We start from the raw sequence: 19,797 nt of genomic DNA, 5'->3' as shown, positions 1-19,797 counted from the left end.
CACATATGACCTCAGTTAAAGCCAAATATCAATTTCGCTCTGCAGCCTTTTCGCCCTGTGGTGCCTCATTTTTCGTCTCTGGCTTGAGCGGCAGCTCAACGGTAACCCGCGCTCCAGTGACGGGTCGATTGACTATCTGTATGCTGCCACCATGGGACTCGATGATATTTTTGACAATGCCCAATCCCAGGCCGGTACCTTGCTCTTTAGTGGTAAAGAACGGATCCCAAATTTTATTCATATTCTCGGGCGGAATACCTTGGCCGTCATCATCAAAATGCATCGTTACCCGATGGTCATTGGAACTGACCTCAACAAGGATCCTGCCGCCATCCGGCATCGACTGCATGGCATTTAGCAATATATTCAGAAACGACTGATACAGCATGGCCGAATCAGCCATGATTTCCGGCAAGTCGTCTTGAAAATTAGTCTTGATGACGTGGCCCATTTCCTTATTCTGGACCGCTAGAAAGGCTAAATTTTTATCGATGATGTCTTCCACCCGGCAGGGCGCCATATTCGGATTTCTGGGCTTGGCGTAATTGATAAAATCAGTAATAATTGAATTTAAACGGCTGGCTTCTTCAACAATGATATCCGGAAAGGTATTTTGTGGATCGATTTTGGCTATTTTTTTCTTTAACAGTTCGGCAGAGCTTCTGATAATGCCCAGCGGGTTGCGAATCTCATGCGAAATTCCGGCAGCCATTTCGCCCAAAGATGACAGACGCTCTGCGTGGGCCAAGCGCTCTTTGAGACGCAACCGTTCCATGGCCCGTCGTTGAATGATCCCTTCACCCCTCTTCACCACAAACACCAGCACCACAAAAAGCGCGCCCATCAGCAGCGTGCTGGTGATGACGACCAGAATCTGTATCTGAAAAATAGTTTTATAATCTTCAGACAGATCCTGCGCAATCTCGACCACACCAAGGATCTGCCCTGAAATTTTGCCCAGCTGCGGTTCCCAGCGCAATGGGGCAAAGGTGATTAGTTGAACATTCTTAGGAAAACCCAGCAAAATTTGTAAAAAATTTCCCCGTTGAACCAGTTTGTGGTTCCATTTGCCCGACCGCGCCTGCAAATAACCAGTGCCACCGTAGTTTTGACGACCGATCAAATACTGATCAAAGCTATAAGAGATCTCATTGTCCATACTGTAGATATTGATCTTGTCGACCTCAAAGCTATGCATTGTGCTGCGCACCACGTTGTCCATGCGCTCAAACTGCTCCCGGTTGCTCAATCGGATTTTACCGTACATCAACCCCACGGGAACAATGAACTGCACAAAAACCTGGTGGTTCAGATTTTCGATCATTACATGCGCATAGTCCTCGCTTTTTTTACGCTGCATGGATTTTACCCAATGCGTATTAAGCGCTGAGAATATAATGGTCGCCAAAAAAATAACCACCAGTCCACTGAAGGCAAAATATTTGACCAGGCGAAAAGGTTTGAGTTTATCTTCTGGTAATTTGGGTTCCATTAGTAAAAATTTTAATAATATCAATGGCTCTTTAGGAAGCGGGTTAAGAATACTAATTTTTCAAGTCAAGTTAAAGCTTTTTCCGTTTAAGTTGGAAATTATTTGACCGCTTCTACCAAAAATTTGACGCTGTACCTGGACATTATTGCCCAGCTTCTGCAAAAAATGACCCTACCCTCAAATGTATTATCAAAAGCACCTGCAATGTCATTTTTTAAATAACTGTAATTATTATTTAATTCAATAATTTGGTGGCTGGTCTATTTATCTATATGTATTGGCGCAAAACTTGCAAGGCAACTGTCCAGCATCACAATATAACACGCAAAATCGGTTTTACCAACAAGGTGGCCAATTCATTGTGCTGCCTGGAAGCCATTCAAACCGCAAAAAGGAGGCATACGGATCAGCCAGACAATTTGACACAGCTGACAATATTCACATCGGCTGCAAATGTTTCTCTACCAGATACGGTAATTAAATATAATTAAGCTACAAAATAACATAACTAATTGTAATTATATATGTTTTATATATAACTGCTTGACTCCTATAGGATTATATGCGAAAATTTAGTTAATTAACACTTATTTATGATCAAATCCCATTTAAAATGTTTTCGCATCCATTATAATCCGTACTTCAAAATAGGAAATCCTTGATCCATGGCCAGTAAAAATCGCTTAAAGGAAACCAGAGAATCATTGCTTATGAGCAAAGCTGAGCTTGCCCGGGAAGCACGGGTTTCACCCATTACAATTGCCCGCATTGAAAAGGGCATGCCATGTCGCATGGAAACCAAACGTAAAATTATTTTGGCATTGGGCCTTAAAATAACCGATAAAGACAAAATATTTAAGGACTAAGAGCATCTCATGGTATTTAGTAAAAAAGACACCCTAGTCGGACTCGACATTGGATCCCGCTCCTTAAAGGCGACTGAAATCTCGGAGTCTAAACGCGGCCGAGAATTAAAACGCTTCGGCATGACCGACATTCCCCATGGTGCCATTGAAGACGGCAACATCAATGACCCGGAATCGGTCGCTGAAGCGATTCGCCAGCTTTTTAAAGGCTATAATATTAAGGAGCGCAATGTGGCCATATCCATTGGCGGCTATTCAGTTATCGTCAAAAAAATCGCTGTCCAAACCATGGACGAAGAGCAACTGCAAGAAACCATTCATTTTGAAGCTGAGCAATACATCCCTTTTGATATCAGCGATGTAAATCTGGATTTTCAGATACTGGGGCCAAACGAAACCAACTCCAATCAAATGAATGTGTTTCTGGTCGCTGCCAAAAAAGAAATGGTCGATGACTATTATAACCTGGCAAATCTGGCCGGCCTTAATCCCTGCATCATTGATGTTGAAGCCTTCGCCCTGCAGAATTCATTTGAGGTCGGTTATGACCCCGGCGAAGATAACATTGCATTGATCGATATTGGCGCCAGCAAGACGTCTTTGAATATTCTCAAAGGCAATAACTCTGTGTTCATGCGCGATGTCTCTTTAGGCTGCAGCCAGATCAATCAAAAAATTATTTCTTTGGTCGACTGCAGTTTTGATGAGGCTGAACAGCTTAAATTCGGCGACAATCCGGATCGTCTGTCAGCAGAAGATTTAAAGGGCATTGTGTCATCGGTGGTTGCCGACTGGTGTACTGAAATAAGACGTGCGCTTGATTTTTTCTACTCCACTTACCCGGATGATCAGATCAAGCGTATTATTTTGAGCGGAGGTGGCGCCAGTATCGGCGAATTTCGTGAATTGCTGGGTGTCGAGGCATCCGCTGAAGTAGAAACCATTGATCCATTTAAAGGCATCTATGTAGGTGACCGTTTTGATTCAGAATTTATCAAACAAGTTGCCCCCCAGGCAGCCATCACCGTGGGGCTGGCATTGAGAAAAGTGAATGACAAATGATACGAATTAATCTGCTCCCTTTTCGGGCCGACCGTAAAAAAGAAAACGTCCGCCGCCAAGTATCGTTATTTTTGCTTTCGTTGGCGTTAGTGCTGATTATCGCGTTTTATTATAATTTTTCTCTGGGTTCTAAAATCAGCAGGTTTAACAAAAAAATAAAAAACACCAACGCCGAATTGACAAAATACAACGAAATCAACAAGGAAATTGCTCGTATCCGTCAGAATTTAGAAAATCTGCGGAAAAAAATGGCCGTGATCGAGCAACTTGAATCGGATCGCCACGCACCGGTGGTTTTAATGGATACCATAACTCAGGTATTGGTCGCCAAGCGCATGTGGTTAACCGAATTGGCCGTGCAAGAAAAAACGGTAAGAATCACCGGAATCGCACTGGATGAAAAAACAGTGGCAGATTTTATGGTTCGTCTTCAAAAGAGCGGTTTATTTAGCAATGTCGAGCTAAAAACGGTAAGACGCCAAGAGGTGCAGAAAACAAACTTAAAAAGTTTCCAAATTGTCTGCACCAAAGTGCCGCCACAAAAACCCCAATCCGCAAATAAACGTAAGCCGAGGGTCAAAACATAATGAATCCAACACAGGGAACAACTTCAGGAGTTGATGCCTTTTTCGCCAAGATCGAAAAAATATCAAAGATCCAACGGATCCTGATTTTTTCAGGTGTCTTTATTGCGATTATCGCCATTTTTGTTTTTGTACTTTACAAACCCAAATTAGCGGAAATTAGCAAGCTGGATAAACAGCTCAAGACCCTGGAGAAAAAACTGAAAGTTGCTAAGCAAAATGCGGCCAATTTAGAAAAGTTTCAAAAGCAAATGCAAGAAGCCGAGGTGCAATTTAAAACCGCAATGAGAGCTCTGCCTGAAAGAGAAGAGATCCCTTCATTGTTGACCAGTATTTCCAGATCCGGCCAGGACGCGGGGCTGGAATTTTTATTGTTTCAGCCCAAGTCCGAAGTGCGTAAGGAATTTTATGCTGAAATCCCTGTGGAGATGAGTGTCAAAGGTGGTTATCACGATCTGGCAGTTTTCTTCGACAAGGTTGCGCGCCTGTCTCGTATTGTCAACATCAGAAATATTTCGATGAAACGCGCAGGGGATACATTGGACCTGAACACATCCTGCACAGCGGTGACCTATAAGTTTGTGGAGCCGCCTCCGCAAAAACAGACGAATAAGCGAAAGAAGAAAAAACGAAAATAATAACCCCAAATGTAATTGACACCCTTGCTGAAAAGTAATGAAATGCCATGAAAAAAAATCTGATTCTTATTTGTAGTTTGGCTTGTTTGATTGGCTTTGTGACCGTTATGCTGGGTTGCGACCAAGCGTCGAAAGAGCCGCGCAAACCCAAGATCGTTACGAAAAAAATCAAGCCCGCGAAAAAGAAAACCGGGCCTCCGCCGCGGAAAACGTCGACAGTAGCGCAGCCTGCACCCAAGCCCGAACCACCGGCCCCTGAGAAACAGCCGCCTGAGACGCCAAAGCTGGCCCAAAAACCGCCGCAGTCAGCGGCACAGCCGCCAGAGACGAAAACGACAAACCTTTCGTTAGCGCCCAAGTCGGACATTTCTAAAATCCAGCCAGCATCTTCGGGGCAATCGGGTAGCCAAACCGCACCCGAGTTGCCGGCAGGGTCTGCCGGCGATCAGGCCATAGCTGCTGCGAAGGCATCAAAGGGGCGCCCAATATATAACCCCAGAGGTAAAGTGAATCCTTTTGAACCATTGTTCCGCGAAAAACCGACTGTGGCCATGGCAAAGTCAAAACGTAAAAAAAGAATACCGCGCACACCACTGGAAAAAATTGACCTCAGCCAGCTCAGACTGGTGGGCATTATTCTGGCCTCAAGCGGCAATAAGGCTTTGGTCGAAGAGTCCAATGGCAAAGGTTATGTCATCCGAAGGGGAACTTATATCGGAACCAACGCCGGCAAAGTGGTCAAAATTCAGCGCGATAAAGTTATAGTTGCCGAAGAATATGAGGATGTTGTCGGCAATGTGAGCCTCAGAAATAAAGAACTAAAACTTCCGAAGCCTCCTGGAGAATTTTAAGGTGATTAACCAATTTATAAGTCGACGAAATCTATCTATAGTGATCCTCTCGCTGGTGGTGCTGATGGCCTGGTTTGCCGGATGCGCCTCCAATAAAACAGCTGATATCAAAGATGTGGGCGACAAGCGCATTACCGCCATTACCGCTGACATCAGCGCCGGTCAGGTGATGGTTACCATCGATGGAAACCAACCGCTGACCTATACCGCCATCAAGCAGGTGTTTCCGCTGGGGGTGCTGTTTCACTTTCCCGACACCTCTTTAGATCAGGTCAGCTCGGTAACCACGCCGCCGTCCAATGATATCATCGTCTCGGTCAAGGCCAGCGAACTGGTTGAAGGCGAATCAACCACTTCACGGATTTTCATTGCCTTGAAAACCGATGCGCCCTATGACCTCAAGCCGCAAAATTCGGCACTGCTGGTATCGTTTCCCAATGCGACTGCGGGTTCAGCGGCGGCACCGGCGCCGATCAGCGAAAAGCCGCTGGTGCAGCAGCCTGCGCCGCAAAAGGTTAAATCGCTGAAAGATCTGCCGGCCGCCAGCCGTTTAAAAACTGTGACCGCCACTCCGATGAAAAACAGTGTGGTGGTCAATGTCAAAGCCGACGGGGTGATTAGAGACTATAAAGCGTTTACCATTGACGGCAAACAACCCCGTATTGTCATCGACATGTTTAGCCTCAAAAGCCCGTATAAAGGCGAGCAGCGCCAGGCGGTCAAATCCCCTTATGTGAATCAGGTTCGTCATTTTGGGCACAGCGGCAAGGTTCGTCTGGTACTGGATGCGCCCAAGGCCTCTTTGGCCAAATATTCGGCCGCCCCGGCTGAAAACGGGCTGCTGATCCATGTGGGCAACGCGCCCAGGGCCGCAGCACCCAAAAGCGCGCCGGTGGCCAAAAGCGCAGCGGCAAAACCGATGGTGGCAAAAAAAGAAACACCGGTGAAACCGGAAGAAACGAAAAATGATACCCCGATGAAACCGGCCGACAAGGCTTCCAATACAAGCGAAGCCCAACCTGTCGTTCTGCCGGGCAATGCAGCCTGGGTCAATCGGATTGATTTTTCCAGCGAGGAGGCTGGCACCTCAGCGCTGATCATCGGAACCACCACGCCGGTAAAGTATGATCTGCAAAAAGTCGGCCCCAAGCGCCTGCACCTTAAGCTGTTTAACACCAGCCTGCCGGAATATCGCAAGCGGGCTTTGATCACCACCCGCTTTGAAAGCGCGGTGGATCGGGTCACACCGGTTCAAACAGCCGAAATGAAGAGCGATTCTGTGTTTACCATCGAATTGCGCGAGGCGGTACCTTATAAAATGGTGCAACAAAACAAAACGCTGCGACTCGAATTTGCGGCCTCGGCTATTCCGCCCAAACCCTATGAAAATGCTGATTTGCCCGAGTGGAAAACCGTTCTGGCTGACGCGCCGACAACCGCTGCCCAGAAAGCTGGCAAAGGCGACAGCCAGATGGCACCGGAAGCAAGGAAAAAGTCATCTCAAAAGGACGTGCTCAAAACCGATCAGGCCCAAACCGCCGAAGAACGGCTGGCCATCATTGCTCCTGAGCAAAAATATACCGGAGAAAAGATCGCTTTTGATTTTTACGACATGGATATTCGAAACGTCTTTCGTATCCTCAGGGAAATCAGCGGCAAAAGTTTTGCGATCGACAAAAATGTCAGCGGCAAGGTTAGCCTTAAATTTTCGAAACCAGTGCCGTGGGATCAGGTGATGGAGCTGTTATTGAAAATGAACCAGCTGGGGATGACCATGGAGGGCGACATCATCCGAATCGCAACGCTCAGCACCCTTGCCCAGGAAGAAAAACTCAAACAGGCCCAGTTAAAGGCTGCCCAGCAGGCCCAGAAACAGGCCGAAGCACTTGAACCGTTGTTTACCGAATACATTCCGATTAGCTACTCCAATGCCACCACGGAAGTGTTGCCGCATTTAGAGACCATTTTGACTGCAGAACGCGGCAAAGCCAATGTGGATGAACGCAACAATCAAATCATCATTACCGATACGGCCCTCAAGATTAAGCAGGCCAAAGAGATTGTCGAAAAAATCGATACTGTTACCCCCCAGGTGGTCATTGAAGCCCGGGTTGTGGAAGCCAACACCAACTTCACCAGACAAATCGGCTTTGATTGGGGCGAGGTCACCCTGGGAACATTTAACGTGCCCTACACCAGCAACTGGGTCGCAGGCCCGACAGTGTTTACGGCCGACAATATTCCGCCAACGCTGGTGGAGACGGCATCGTTGCAGTTTAGTCTTTTTAAAACCGCCGGCACGGACTTTTCCATCGTGGATGCTACTTTGGCAGCCAGTGAGGTCGAAGGTAAAACCAATATCCTTTCTTCACCCAAGATTGTCACCCTGGACAACAAAAAAGCCAAAATCAAACAGGGGTTTGAAGTCCCCTATCTGGAGCGAGACTCTTCAGGGAATGCCTCCGTCAGATTTAAGGATGTCGATCTGCTGCTGGAGGTTACCCCGTCGGTTACACCAGACCGTCGCATCACCATGACGATCTTTGTCACCAAAAACGACCTGGTGGACCCCTCTGCTGATGAACCGGCGCTGTCAACCAACGAGGCCGAGACCGAAATATTGGTTGATGACGGCGATACTATTGTCATCGGCGGCATCCTCAAATCAACGCTTAATTGGACGGAAAGAGGCATTCCGGGATTGCGTCGAATGGGCGTGCTGGGTTGGCTGTTTAAATTTCAGGAAGAAACCGATATTAAAAACGAACTGCTGATTTTTCTGACGCCGAGAATCATTCAGCTCGAACAAAAGCGTCTTTCATAGCCTACATTGAGCGTTTCAGATTTTAAAAATGACATGTTGATTTCATAAGTGTCAAAACCAGCAGAGCCGGCAGCGTCCCAGAAGATAGCGTTAAAAAAGCGAATGCGGTCCTTGATCTACAGCAAGGCCGCATTCGCTTTTTTATAAACATAGAATTGGCTTTTAATGCTTAGATTTTTTCCGATAGCACGACGCAATTCGCTTCAAAAGTGGAGCGTACACGATAGTACGTGAGCATTTTGAAGCGGATTGCAACACAGCTAGCGGGAAAAAGATAGGTATTAAAAGCCAATTCTAAAGATATTTTTTGACTTCCCTAGCCCCCTGCTCCGCTTGATCAGCCAGTCCGGTTTCCGGAGCCAGCTCTATGACCTTCTGATAGGAACGATAGGCTTTATCAAACTCCAACGCCACCTGATAGGCCCTGGCCAATTGAAAATGCAAGCGCGCAAATTCAGGTTCTATGCGCACGGCTTTTTCTAATTTTTCGACCGCTTCGGGCACCCGCCCCATGGCGATATAGGTTTCAGAGATTCCCTGAAGCGCCTTGACAAAATCAGGCTTGATCTTTAGTGCCTGCTGATAATTTTTTTCCGAACGCTTTAATTCACCTTTGTAATAATAGGCATTGCCCAGGCCGGTATAAGCAAAGTGCGGGGTGGCATACAGGATATCATTGATGACCTTACGATAATAAAATATGGCCTGGTCCCAGTCCTTTTTTCCGGCATAGGCATTGCCCAGGCTGTTCATTGCAGGTCCATAGGTGGGACTCAGCTCCAAAGCCTTTTTATAGTGCACGATCGCTTCGTCATACCGTTCTTTGAATGCGTATAACAGACCCAGGTCATATTGCAGCAAATGATCATCCGGGTATTTCGCCTCGGCCTTTTTTAACTCCTTTAGCGCACCAGAAAAATTGCCCTGTTGTAAATAGGCTTCGCCGAGCCGTCGGGCAACCTCGGCCTCCTTTTTCTGTTTCTCAATATCCTTTGTTGCGCACGCCGCAACGACACCCAATAGAATAATACATCCAAAAGATATTATTAAGTTTCGTTTCATTAGTGGTTACCTCAACTTTATTGCATAGCCTGAAAGTGCGATACCAATTTGAAAGAATGACATTTTCCGTGTGATCCCGCGGCAGCCCAAAGTGGAATAATGGAATGTGGGAATGATGGAATATTATTTATAATGAATGATATCTATATCTTAATTGACTTGTCAATATGAAATTCACCCTGAGGCCATTCTCACGTTAGCGCCAAGCTAAAGCGCCAATATGACAACATCCTAAATGACGTGTGGTTTTCTACCGCTGCCCAATGGACGCTACCCCGAAACAGGTGTTATCGCAAAAGGCCAATTGTTACCCTTAGCGCTTTTTAAGTTTCAAATGACCGGCAATGTCTTTCGATACCCGGCGTACAAACGCTTTAAAATCTTTATCCGACAACGATTTACCCGCTGTCGGCACCTGTTTGAGACCTTTGGGATGAACATAAATTGGGGCGTTGATCAAGTCCGTGTCGGTTTCGACATTATACTCCGGTGGAAACTGCTGTTCAAAATACATTTCCTGAAATTCAGCAAATTTTAATGCGTGTGCGGTGGATTTGACAATCGCCACATCACTGTTGGATACAATGCCGCGGTCCACGGCATCGACCAGGCCCGCCAGCGATTCCCCACCATGCGTGCAGGCAATGTGCCCGTTGCGATTGGCAATGATTTCCCAGTCCATGATGTCCTGCTCGGCGACCTCAATAAAAAAAACCTGCTGCTGGCCGGCCAGCTGATTGTAACGTTCCACCAGATGAATCACCCGGGGCATTGAGACCGGGTTGCCGATCATTGCTGCCTGAGCCACACTGGGTTTTACGGTAACCGGTTTAAATTGGCGTTTATCGATAGCCGGCTCCAGGTAATAGCGATAGACAGGATTGGCATGTTCGGATTGCACACCCAGTATTTTGGGCAGCCCGCCGATAACACCGGCTTCATAAAATTTTAAAAACCCGCTCATGACCGCAGTGATATTGCCGGCATTGCCAATGGGCACCACCACCGCTAAATGGGACACATCATATTCAAAGTCCTGAGCAATCTCATAACAATAGGACTCCTGGCCCAGGATGCGCCAAGCATTTTTCGAATTTAAGAGGGCCACATTATAATTATCCGATAAAGCCTCAACCACCTTCATGCAGTCATCAAAAACGCCGGGAATTTCAAAAACCGTCGCACCGCTGCCCAGCGGTTGGGAAAGCTGCTGGGGGGTTACTTTTTTATGGGGCAATAGCACAGCGGACTTGATTTGCGGCGCTAGATAAGATGCATACAATGCCGCAGCGGCAGAGGTGTCGCCAGTTGAGGCACAGATGGCCAAGACATCAGACACTTTTGCAGCGCGCACCATCATATTAATGTAACTGAAGGCGCTCGCCATACCGCGATCTTTAAATGAGGCACTGGGGTTCTGACCGTCATTTTTAAAAAAAAACCGCAAACCAACCTTTTCTTGTAGTCGGGCATTGGCTTCGACCACCGGGGTATGACCCTCTCCCAGGTAGACGACTGCTGCCAACGGTATCACTGGCCCGATAAACTCGTGATATCGGTAAATACCCTTTAACGCCGGAATACTGAGCAGCTTTCGATAATCAAAAATCCGGCGCCATGTCGCCCCTGAAATTCGGGATAACCGGCTAGAATTCAGATCATGAATCAAAAAAACCTGCCCGCAGGCCGGGCAGACATATAAAAGCTCTTCAATGCCGAATTCCTGCCCACAGCCCAAACAGCGATAAACCAGCTGGCCTTCATGCTGAGGCAGGATTTGAGATCGGATCTCTTCGGGAAGATCGTCCAGTTTCACGGTTGAATTGTTTCCATTCCACTCATGTAAGGTTGCAGCGCAGCGGGGATCGACACGCTGCCGTCTTCTTGCTGGAAGTTTTCAATGATTGCGGCCAGACAGCGGCCCACCGCAAGCCCGGATCCATTGAGTGTATGGACGAGCTCAGTCCCTTTTTGGCCTTTTTTCTTATAGCGGATGTTTGCGCGGCGTGCCTGAAAATTTTCAAAATTGCTGCAGGATGAAATTTCACGATAAACACTTTGGGCCGGCATCCAGACCTCAAGATCATAGGTCTTGGCAGCCGAAAAGCCAAGATCCCCGGTACACAGCTCAATGACTTGATAGGGAAGTTCAAGTTTTTTCAAAATGGTTTCGGCATTAGCGCGCAGCGATTCAAGTTCGTCATAGGAGCTTTGCGGGGTAGTAAATTTGACCAGTTCAACCTTGTTAAATTGATGCTGGCGAATTAATCCGCGCGTATCTTTACCGTATGATCCTGCTTCAGATCTGAAGCACGGCGTATAGGCCGTGTAATAAATCGGCAGCTGCGCTTCAGCCAAAATTTCGTCCTGATGAATATTGGTGACCGGCACTTCGGCAGTGGGGATCAGATAGTAATCCCAGTCTACCAATTTAAACAAATCTTCTTCAAATTTCGGTAGCTGGCCGGTATGCGTCATGCTCTGTCGGTTGACGATAAAAGGTGGCAGTGTTTCTGTGTAGCCATGCGCCTGGGTATGAATATCGAGCATAAAATTAATAAGTGCCCTTTCCAGGCGGGCACCGGCACCATAGTAAAGCGGGAAACGCGCCCCTGTAATTTTTGCAGCCCGCTCAAAATCCAGGATTCCGAGCTGGGTTCCAATGTCCCAGTGCGCTTTGGGTTCAAACTCAAACGCTGGGGGTTCACCAACGGTCTTTATAACAGGGTTGTCGGCTTCATCCTTGCCCACCGGTACCGATGAATGGGGAATATTCGGCATTCCCAGCAACATTTTTTCGAGTGTTTCCTGAGTATCGGCCAGCGACTTATCCAGCGCTTTAATCTTGGCTGAAACCTCGCGCATCTGGGTTACAGGGGTATCTGCATTTTCACCGGCTTTTTTCATTTCCGCGATCTGGTCGGAAACCACATTGCGATTATGCCGTAAGGCTTCTAGCTCTTGCAATATGGCCCTGCGTTCCTCGTCGCAAGATGTAAAGGCATCCAGGTCAATCGCATAACCCCGCGCGCTTAACGCATCTTGCACGGCAGCTAAATTTTGCCTAACAAACTTGATTTCCAGCATTTCTTTCCTTATAATGGAAGGTTCACATGATGAAAATCATCCAATCCCTTTGTCGGGCAGATGGATGAAACATTGGCGCAATTAGCATGGTCGTGCTGTATAGTCAATGATTATTGACGATTAGCACAGCATCCCCTTTATATCCGAAACCATTCAAACTTGCAGCAGGAGTTATCAGATGGAGGAAATTCAAATCACCAAAGGTCAGATTCGTGAAGAAGTTGCCCAGAAACTTGGTGCCCTCTCAACCAAAGAAATCGCTGAAAAAACAAAAGCCATTGAAAACAGACTCTTTGATTTTGCCAATTTTCTCGAATCCAAAATTGCGCTGATGTATGTGAACAATGAACACGAAGTCCCAACCGGAAACATTCTCCTGCGCGCATTTCAGTATAGCAAAATTGTTGTATTGCCAGCTTATAACCCTGAAAATTATGAAATGCTTTTGAAAAAAGTCGACAACCTTAAAAAAGACCTTCAAATAGGTCCCCGCAATATTGCACAGCCCCATGATACCCGCTGCAAGATTGTTCCGATTGAAAAGATCGACATCGCCATCATTCCGGCGGTGGCCCTGGATGAGAAAGGGGGCAGGATCGGTTCCGGGGAAGGCTATTATGACCGCTTGATCCCCAATCTGTCTATTACCACCCGCAAGGTGGCGCTTGCCCTCGAAGCGCAAATAATTCCGCAGGTACCCATTGAAGCGCACGACAAACACGTTGATATTATCATCACAGAAAACCGCGTCATCTATAAAATTTAAAATCCCCGGCCACTGGCATCTGCCAGGCCCTTTTATGAAGTGCCCGTCTGAGGGTTTAACGCCCAGCCCAGCTTCTGTAAACTGGCAGCTTCACCAACTGCGATGACCGTATCATTGGGTTTGATGACGGCGTCAAAAGAGGGATTAAACTGCATACTGCCATCGGGCTTTTTTATGGCAATAATGATTAGATTGTATTTTTGCCGTATACCAGAATCTTTCAACTCGATATTAACCAGTTCTGAGGTTGAGCTTACCGGTATTTCCTCCATCTGTATATCCTTATGGCGTTGGGCAAAGGCCAATTCCAGAAACGAGGTCACCGTCGGACGGATAATGCGATTGGCCATGCTCATGGCCCCCATCACATAAGGCGATTCCACCATGTTGGCACCGGCAGCGCGCAATTTAATAATGGCGTTTCTCTGACTCGCGCGGGCCATAATGAACAACTGCGGCGCCAATTGTTTAGCGGTCAGCACCAAAAAGACATTGTCCGTATCGGTCGCCAACACAGCGACCAGTCCACGGGCGCGTTTGATGCCGGCTTTTAAAAGATTGTTTTCATCAGTGGCATCATCGGCAATGTAAAGAATATCATCTTCATCCATCGCGGAAATTCGTTCTGAGGATTTTTCGATAACAGCCACCTCGATGTCGGCTTTTTTTAAATGGCGACAAAGCACCCGACCGATACGCCCATACCCACAAACAATATAGTGATTTTTTAACCGGTTTATCTTTTTATCCAACCTGCGCCTCCCCATGATTATTCTGATGCGGCCCTCAACCATAAACTGTACCACGGCTGCGGCAACATAGAGGGAAAATCCGACGCCGCTAAAAACGAGTAAAATCGTAAATATGCGTCCGGTTTCACCCACCTGGTTGACTTCTTTAAAACCGACGGTGGAAATGGTGATCACCGTCATATAAATGGCATCGGTAAACGGCCAGCCTTCTATGGCCATGTACCCGATGCTTCCTACAGCAAGTATCAGAATCGATATCAATATGCAGTAAATTAAATGTCGCGTGCCGTCCATGCACAGTCCCAGCCATATGGCATCTGAAGTTAACGGATCCTATAATTATTGTAGTATTTTACCAAAGGATCAAGGTCTTTTTTAAACAAAGGGGTTTGCCGGGATCATTAACCGCACCATAGCTTAAAGCCGTCTGTATGAATCATCGGATGAATGCCCCGGGCATACTTGACCTGAATGTGCTGAGTTGGTAGATAATCAGTCATGAATAAAGAAGCCATGAAATATGAGCGCCAAAGAGAGGAAATGGTACGCCAGCAGCTCAAACCGCGAGGCATACATGACGCCAATGTCTTGGAAGCACTTGGCACCGTACCCAGACACCTGTTTGTCAGTGAAGCGTTAAGAGATCAGGCTTATGGCGATTACCCGTTGCCCATTGGCGAACAGCAGACCATTTCCCAGCCTTACATTGTGGCCGAAATGACCCAGGCATTAGAGCTTTGCAAAGATGACCGCGTTCTGGAAATTGGAACCGGATCCGGATATCAGGCAGCCATTTTAGCAGAGATTGTCTTCCGGGTATACACCATCGAACGAATCCGGGCGCTCTATATTCAGGCACGCAATCTGCTAGATAAACTCCATTATCATAATATCGTCATGCGCTGCACCGACGGCACAGCCGGATGGCAGGATGAAAGTCCCTTCGATGCCATCATGGTCACTGCGGGTGCGCCGGAGGTTCCGACAAAATTGCTGGACCAGCTGGCCGAGGGTGGGCGTATGATCGTGCCGGTAGGCAACCAACACTCCCAGGATTTGATCAAAATTACCAAAGATAAGATGGGTATCCACAAATCGAATCTGGGAGGATGCCGGTTTGTCAAACTAATCGGGGCACAGGGTTGGAAAGAAAACCGATAAATCGTCCATAACCACAAAGACAGAAAAACACACAAAGGCTCTTTTCTGTCGTTCTTTTGTTTTATTTGATTGAGATCTTTGCGGCATTGTGATGTTATCCTTGCATTTATCCCGCAGCATGCGGGTTTTTTTGCATATAACGGGTGAGCGGTCAATGGATTCGATGGCATTGGATCTGAAATAGAAAATGAAGCAGGATAAATCGGTGAAAACAAAAACACAGCTGACGTGGAAAGAAGCGTTTTTTGCAGGTCCAGGACCAGATTCGCTTAAAAAGGCATGTGTTTTGTCCTTAAAAGGACTGTGTATGGGTTCGGCTGATGTGATCCCTGGCGTTTCCGGCGGCACCATAGCGCTTATAACCGGAATATATGAAGATCTGATCAAAGCCCTTAAATCACTGGATTTAGCAATGGTTAAAAAACTGCTGCAGCTTGACGTGAAAGGTGCCGTGGCGGGTATTCACATCCGTTTTTTACTATCATTGTTTGTTGGAATCGGCATTGCCATCATCAGCCTGGCAAGACTGATGAATTTTTTGATCAATCATCATGCCGTATTGACCTGGAGTCTTTTTTTCGGTCTGATTGCGGCATCCATCCTGGTGGTCAGCCGGCAGGTGACCGCCTGGACACTGCGCAACAGTATCAGCCTGGCGGTTGGAATTGCCGTTGCCGCCTTCATTATGAATCTAATACCAATAACAACCCCCGAGGCGCTGTGGTTTATATTCTTGTGCGGCATCATCGCCATTTGTGCCATGATTTTACCCGGCATCAGCGGGGCCTTCATTTTGTTGATCTTGGGCAAATATGAGTTTATCACAGCCACCCTAAAAAATCCGTTTGTACCGCAGCACTTCATTATTATCATCGTATTTTGTCTGGGATGTATGGTTGGACTGCTCAGTTTTTCCAGACTGCTCAACTATTTCCTCAAGAATTTCCGTGGTCTGACCATGGCGTTTTTGACCGGTTTGATGGTTGGCGCCATGCCCAAAATTTGGCCGTGGAAACAAATATTAGCAGCCGAAAAAATTAACGGAAAACCGCATGTCACCTGGGGTCCCAATATCATTCCCGATACGCTGAACACGGAAGTACTTTTTGCCATCGCTCTAGCGATCATCGGGTTTTTAGCGGTAATGGCGATTGAGCGCTTGGCCAGAGACAGGAAAAACGACTAAGGCGTAAAACCGCTTCAACTCTTTGCGTCTTTGCCAGAAAACCCAATATGCATTCACTTTAATTGATCGGGGCTGCTTCTTTGGTCAGGCGATCAATTAGCCGGCAATAGAAATGATCTTTCAAATCTTTGAAGTGGTTGCTGATAGTGGGCTAAGAAAGGCGTACCGCTTTTCCAGCTCAGGAAAAGCTTTTAAGCGCGATGACTTTGCAGAAGGTATTTAACTGCCAAAGATCCATCCAGCTGTCCGATTGAGTTAACCTTTAATCGATGGTCCGTTTAGTTTTTCCCGCTTTGCTCAGAATTTGAAACCAGACCGAATTTATCTCTCAGCTTTTTCTGCACCAACCGGGGGACCATACCGTCAATATTGCCGCCGAATTGAATGGCTTCCTTGATAATGGAAGAGCTGGTAAAAATCCAGCGCAATCCGGTCATAAGAAATACGGTCTGCACCTCGCGATTGAGTCGTCGGTTCATCAAGGCCATCTGGAATTCATACTCAAAATCTGACATGGCGCGCAGCCCCCGGAGGATGGCATGTGCTTTTCGTTGCGCGGCATAGTTGACCAGAAGACCATCAAAGCTATCGATTTCAACGCCTTTAAATTTCTTCAAGCAATCTTTAAGCATCTCCAATCGTTCTTCGAGGCCAAAAAGATACTCCTTGTTCGGATTATACAGAATGGCAACGATAATTTTATCAAATATTTTTAAGCCTCTTTCAACAATGTCAAGATGGCCGTTGGTCACCGGATCAAAGGATCCGGGGTAAATCGCGATTTTAGGCATCTGTTATCATTCCTTTTTATTTGGGGTTCGGCGGCAATGGAAAGGACAAGCGGCATATATAAAATGATGATAGGACCAATTAATACCTGAATTTTGCACGAGTCGGAGGCTTTCATATGCAAGGCACTTAAGGGCGAAGCTATAGTGAACTATGCTTCGCCCTTAATAACACAGCAGATGAAAGCTTCCGGCTCGCCCGATTTGTTTGGGCTTGTTGTCTCGTCGTCGCTCAAAAAGCGAAGTCGAAAGCTCAAAGCCAAACCCAGATAGTGAAAATTAATGCGATAAAATGATTTCCATCCTTTATACCTAATTGGTAATTTGAATGACTTCTATGATTCGTCTAACTGGCTATCATTAATCTATAATAAGAATTTCGCATTAATTTTCATGCAGGATTCAGGTAATAAATCAAATTCATAACATATAAATTAAAAAAGAGACAAGCGTTTTTCCATATCTGCGCTGGTCAGTGCATTTGAACTCAGATTGGTTTTCCGGTAGCGGCTCAAGCGGCGAGTGTTCAATGGTCAGCTGAGCGCCGTTGCCCAGGCATTTGCTCACACTCAGATGTGATAAGGTTGGCTGAATCATATTCTGATGGTAGGGCGGATCTATAAAAATAAGATCAAAGGCGAGTCTGTGCGAACGAAGAATGTTTAAATTGTCTTTTATATTCCATTTGACGGTGCTGGCCCTGCTCTCCAGCGAACAACTTTTTAAATTTTTTGCCAAGGCAGCCAAAGCTGTTTTCTGGTCGTCTACAAAAAAAGCAAATTGGGCACCCCGGCTTAAAGCCTCAATTCCCATTGCACCGGTTCCGGCATACAGGTCTAAAACACGGGCCCCCTGAACGCTTTGGCCCAGTATATTAAAAATGGATTCCCGCACCCGATCGGCGGTCGGTCTTGTTTCCTTCCCGGCCACGGTCACCAATTTTCTGCCCTTCAATTTCCCCCCGATAACGCGAATGGTCATATTCAAAAAAAGCCTTCCAAAATATGAGAGCTCAAAGTCTAAAGGGTCATGTTGTTTTCTGAAAGACGCTATGCAGAAAATATACCCCCGATGTATGGTGTGGCCTGATGTTTGGGATGTACGCCAAGCAAGCCTTTGGATTCGGCAAACTGTGGCTATAATCCCAAATATCAGGCCACTGGCAATGGGCCAATCATAGCGTCCGAAAGAAAATTATATGACCCTTTCAATTTTTTACACGTATTTATGAGGTGCAACACTAATTAAGAGATTTTATCTTCTTGTGCAAATAACTCCTGCCCACCTTCATGGCCTTGGCGGTTTTGGTGATATTGTTCTCATTTTGAACCAGTTTTATTTTGATAAATTCCTTTTCAAACGCTTTTTTGGCTTCTTTGAAATTATCCAATTTCATAAACGGTGCCGAAGCCGCAAAGGATGGGTTGGTCAAGCCACCGGGGCGATATGAATCCGGTATGTCAGTTGCATCAATAACATCTTTATCAACCATGATGGCCAAACGTTCGACCAGGTTCCGCAATTCTCTGACGTTTCCAGGCCAGGCATAATTGCTCAAAACACTGATTGCCGCAGGACTCATTGATTTGCGCTTGCTGCGATTTTGAACAGCAAATTCTACTAAAAACGCCTCGACCAACAGGGGTAAATCTTCGATACGCTCTCTTAAAGGCGGCACATCAATGGGTATTACATTTAATCGATAATAAAGATCCTCTCGAAAGGTTCCTTTTTCAATTTCTTGCTCCAGGCTTTTATTAGTGGTGGCAATCACTCTAACATCGATGCCGATCAAGCGGCTTCCGCCCACTCGCTGGATCTGCTGTTCCTGCAGAACTCGTAAAATCTTGGCCTGCGAGCTTAAGCTCATATCGCCGATTTCATCCAGAAATATGGTTCCATTGTTGGCGAGCTCAAACTTGCCTATTTTTTTGGCAGTCGCACCGGGAAATGAGCCCTTTTCATGCCCAAACATCTCACTTTCCAAAAGCTCATCTCTGATAGCCGCGCAACTGACATCAATCATTGACTGCTCAAAACGCGGGCTGAGCTGATGGATGGTGCGTGCCACCAGTTCTTTTCCAGTGCCGTTTTCTCCACTGATCAGTATCCAGGTGTCGGTTGGAGCTGCGACTTCAATATTTTTGCGGAGTTCCTTTGTTCTTTCAGATTCTCCGTCAATTGAATGCTTTTCCAGTGTCTTGTTCCGAAGATATTTATTTTCTTCTTCGAGACGCTTGAAGTTTAAGGCATTGTTAATGGTTAAGATGATCTTATCAATGGAAAGCGGCTTTTCAACCAAATCAAAAGCCCCCAATTTTGTGGCCCTAACCGCCGTTTCAATCGTTCCGTGACCAGTGATAATAATGACCTGGATTTGGGGATTGTATTTTTTGATTTCCTTCAAAGTTTCAATGCCATCCATTCCCGGCATCCAGATGTCGAGCAAAACCAGGTCAGGCGCTTCTGATTCAATCGCGGTCAGGGCATCATAACCGTTGATGGCTGTTGAGACCTCATAGCCCTCATCAGAGAGTAAACCGCTTAAAGACTGAACGATAGACTGTTCATCATCAACAATTAACACCGATGCTAGCATGGTATTCCTCTTTGCAATTGTTTACATAGTCGTCGTATGGCTTCTGGCTTCGTGTCGCTGGCTGCTGGCTGAATAGGGC

17 protein-coding genes are annotated in these 19,797 nt (G+C 46.5%); 9 read left to right on the top strand and 8 right to left on the bottom strand.

Annotated features, from left to right (window positions below; genetic code table 11):
* Positions 1-28 precede the first annotated feature (28 nt).
* Entirely contained in the window at positions 29-1,492 is a 1,464-nt protein-coding gene (locus QNJ26_04845; protein MDJ0984850.1) for an ATP-binding protein, read from the bottom strand.
* Positions 1,493-2,157: 665 nt separating this feature from the next.
* Here QNJ26_04845 and QNJ26_04840 point away from each other — a divergent pair.
* Genes QNJ26_04840 through pilQ form a run of 6 tightly spaced genes read left to right on the top strand, consistent with a single transcriptional unit; the run spans position 2,158 to position 8,317 of the window.
* Positions 2,158-2,358: a helix-turn-helix domain-containing protein gene (locus QNJ26_04840; protein ID MDJ0984849.1), complete on the top strand. Its 201-nt coding sequence runs from the start codon at positions 2,158-2,160 to the stop codon at positions 2,356-2,358.
* A 9-nt stretch (positions 2,359-2,367) separates the two neighbouring features.
* Entirely contained in the window at positions 2,368-3,420 is a 1,053-nt protein-coding gene (gene pilM / locus QNJ26_04835; GenBank protein ID MDJ0984848.1) for a type IV pilus assembly protein PilM, read from the top strand.
* Positions 3,417-4,007, top strand: coding sequence for a PilN domain-containing protein (locus tag QNJ26_04830; GenBank protein MDJ0984847.1), 591 nt, complete (start codon positions 3,417-3,419; stop codon positions 4,005-4,007). The genes pilM and QNJ26_04830 overlap by 4 nt, the downstream gene beginning before the upstream one ends.
* On the top strand, positions 4,007-4,642 hold the full coding sequence (locus QNJ26_04825) for a type 4a pilus biogenesis protein PilO (GenBank protein ID MDJ0984846.1): 636 nt from the start codon (positions 4,007-4,009) through the stop codon (positions 4,640-4,642). Before QNJ26_04830 ends, QNJ26_04825 begins: the two co-directional genes overlap by 1 nt.
* Before the next feature lie 47 nt (positions 4,643-4,689).
* Positions 4,690-5,493 carry a pilus assembly protein PilP gene (locus QNJ26_04820; GenBank protein ID MDJ0984845.1) on the top strand — a complete coding sequence of 268 codons (804 nt, stop codon included), beginning with the start codon at positions 4,690-4,692 and terminating at the stop codon, positions 5,491-5,493.
* Between the two features lies 1 nt (position 5,494).
* Entirely contained in the window at positions 5,495-8,317 is a 2,823-nt protein-coding gene (gene pilQ, locus QNJ26_04815) for a type IV pilus secretin PilQ (protein ID MDJ0984844.1), read from the top strand.
* 294 nt (positions 8,318-8,611) lie between these two features.
* Here the strand turns inward: pilQ and QNJ26_04810 are convergent, their stop codons facing one another.
* The 3 genes from QNJ26_04810 to serS all read right to left on the bottom strand — a co-directional run bounded on the left by QNJ26_04810 (position 8,612) and on the right by serS (position 12,466).
* Positions 8,612-9,379 carry a tetratricopeptide repeat protein gene (locus QNJ26_04810; protein ID MDJ0984843.1) on the bottom strand — a complete coding sequence of 256 codons (768 nt, stop codon included), beginning with the start codon at positions 9,377-9,379 and terminating at the stop codon, positions 8,612-8,614.
* Positions 9,380-9,692: 313 nt separating this feature from the next.
* Positions 9,693-11,195: a threonine synthase gene (gene thrC / locus QNJ26_04805; GenBank protein ID MDJ0984842.1), complete on the bottom strand. Its 1,503-nt coding sequence runs from the start codon at positions 11,193-11,195 to the stop codon at positions 9,693-9,695.
* Positions 11,192-12,466 (bottom strand): serine--tRNA ligase, encoded by a 1,275-nt coding sequence (serS, locus tag QNJ26_04800; protein ID MDJ0984841.1) that lies wholly within the window; start codon positions 12,464-12,466, stop codon positions 11,192-11,194. Before serS ends, thrC begins: the two co-directional genes overlap by 4 nt.
* Before the next feature lie 178 nt (positions 12,467-12,644).
* On the opposite strand from serS, the gene QNJ26_04795 reads away from it, so the two are divergent.
* Positions 12,645-13,232, top strand: a complete 588-nt coding sequence (locus QNJ26_04795) for a 5-formyltetrahydrofolate cyclo-ligase (protein ID MDJ0984840.1) — start codon at positions 12,645-12,647, stop codon at positions 13,230-13,232.
* Between the two features lie 32 nt (positions 13,233-13,264).
* Here QNJ26_04795 and QNJ26_04790 read toward each other — a convergent pair whose 3' ends face one another.
* Positions 13,265-14,278, bottom strand: a complete 1,014-nt coding sequence (locus tag QNJ26_04790) for a potassium channel protein (GenBank protein ID MDJ0984839.1) — start codon at positions 14,276-14,278, stop codon at positions 13,265-13,267.
* 204 nt (positions 14,279-14,482) lie between these two features.
* Between QNJ26_04790 and QNJ26_04785 the strand changes: the two genes are divergently transcribed.
* Positions 14,483-15,145, top strand: a complete 663-nt coding sequence (locus QNJ26_04785; protein ID MDJ0984838.1) for a protein-L-isoaspartate(D-aspartate) O-methyltransferase — start codon at positions 14,483-14,485, stop codon at positions 15,143-15,145.
* 205 nt (positions 15,146-15,350) lie between these two features.
* On the top strand, positions 15,351-16,331 hold the full coding sequence (locus tag QNJ26_04780; protein ID MDJ0984837.1) for a DUF368 domain-containing protein: 981 nt from the start codon (positions 15,351-15,353) through the stop codon (positions 16,329-16,331).
* 278 nt (positions 16,332-16,609) lie between these two features.
* Here the strand turns inward: QNJ26_04780 and coaD are convergent, their stop codons facing one another.
* From coaD to QNJ26_04765, 3 genes are all read right to left on the bottom strand, one after another.
* Complete coding sequence (coaD, locus tag QNJ26_04775; protein MDJ0984836.1) at positions 16,610-17,122, bottom strand: pantetheine-phosphate adenylyltransferase; 513 nt, start codon at positions 17,120-17,122, stop codon at positions 16,610-16,612.
* 417 nt (positions 17,123-17,539) lie between these two features.
* Positions 17,540-18,100, bottom strand: a complete 561-nt coding sequence (gene rsmD / locus QNJ26_04770; GenBank protein MDJ0984835.1) for a 16S rRNA (guanine(966)-N(2))-methyltransferase RsmD — start codon at positions 18,098-18,100, stop codon at positions 17,540-17,542.
* Positions 18,101-18,359: 259 nt separating this feature from the next.
* Positions 18,360-19,718, bottom strand: a complete 1,359-nt coding sequence (locus QNJ26_04765; protein MDJ0984834.1) for a sigma-54 dependent transcriptional regulator — start codon at positions 19,716-19,718, stop codon at positions 18,360-18,362.
* Positions 19,719-19,797: the final 79 nt, after the last annotated feature.

This window comes from Desulfobacterales bacterium, from assembly GCA_030066985.1.
GTDB lineage: Bacteria > Desulfobacterota > Desulfobacteria > Desulfobacterales > JAHEIW01 > JAHEIW01.
Note: the sequence above shows the minus strand (reverse complement) of the source record. Positions and strands in the feature narration are given on the sequence as shown.

Coding starts and splice junctions, on each gene's coding strand:
- QNJ26_04845 (MDJ0984850.1), bottom strand. CDS start 1,492: ATGGAACCCAAATTACCAGAAGATAAACTCAAACCTTTTCGCCTGGTC.
- QNJ26_04840 (MDJ0984849.1), top strand. CDS start 2,158: ATGGCCAGTAAAAATCGCTTAAAGGAAACCAGAGAATCATTGCTTATG.
- pilM (MDJ0984848.1), top strand. CDS start 2,368: ATGGTATTTAGTAAAAAAGACACCCTAGTCGGACTCGACATTGGATCC.
- QNJ26_04830 (MDJ0984847.1), top strand. CDS start 3,417: ATGATACGAATTAATCTGCTCCCTTTTCGGGCCGACCGTAAAAAAGAA.
- QNJ26_04825 (MDJ0984846.1), top strand. CDS start 4,007: ATGAATCCAACACAGGGAACAACTTCAGGAGTTGATGCCTTTTTCGCC.
- QNJ26_04820 (MDJ0984845.1), top strand. CDS start 4,690: ATGAAAAAAAATCTGATTCTTATTTGTAGTTTGGCTTGTTTGATTGGC.
- QNJ26_04810 (MDJ0984843.1), bottom strand. CDS start 9,379: ATGAAACGAAACTTAATAATATCTTTTGGATGTATTATTCTATTGGGT.
- serS (MDJ0984841.1), bottom strand. CDS start 12,466: ATGCTGGAAATCAAGTTTGTTAGGCAAAATTTAGCTGCCGTGCAAGAT.
- QNJ26_04795 (MDJ0984840.1), top strand. CDS start 12,645: ATGGAGGAAATTCAAATCACCAAAGGTCAGATTCGTGAAGAAGTTGCC.
- QNJ26_04790 (MDJ0984839.1), bottom strand. CDS start 14,278: ATGGACGGCACGCGACATTTAATTTACTGCATATTGATATCGATTCTG.
- QNJ26_04785 (MDJ0984838.1), top strand. CDS start 14,483: ATGAATAAAGAAGCCATGAAATATGAGCGCCAAAGAGAGGAAATGGTA.
- coaD (MDJ0984836.1), bottom strand. CDS start 17,122: ATGCCTAAAATCGCGATTTACCCCGGATCCTTTGATCCGGTGACCAAC.
- rsmD (MDJ0984835.1), bottom strand. CDS start 18,100: ATGACCATTCGCGTTATCGGGGGGAAATTGAAGGGCAGAAAATTGGTG.
- QNJ26_04765 (MDJ0984834.1), bottom strand. CDS start 19,718: ATGCTAGCATCGGTGTTAATTGTTGATGATGAACAGTCTATCGTTCAG.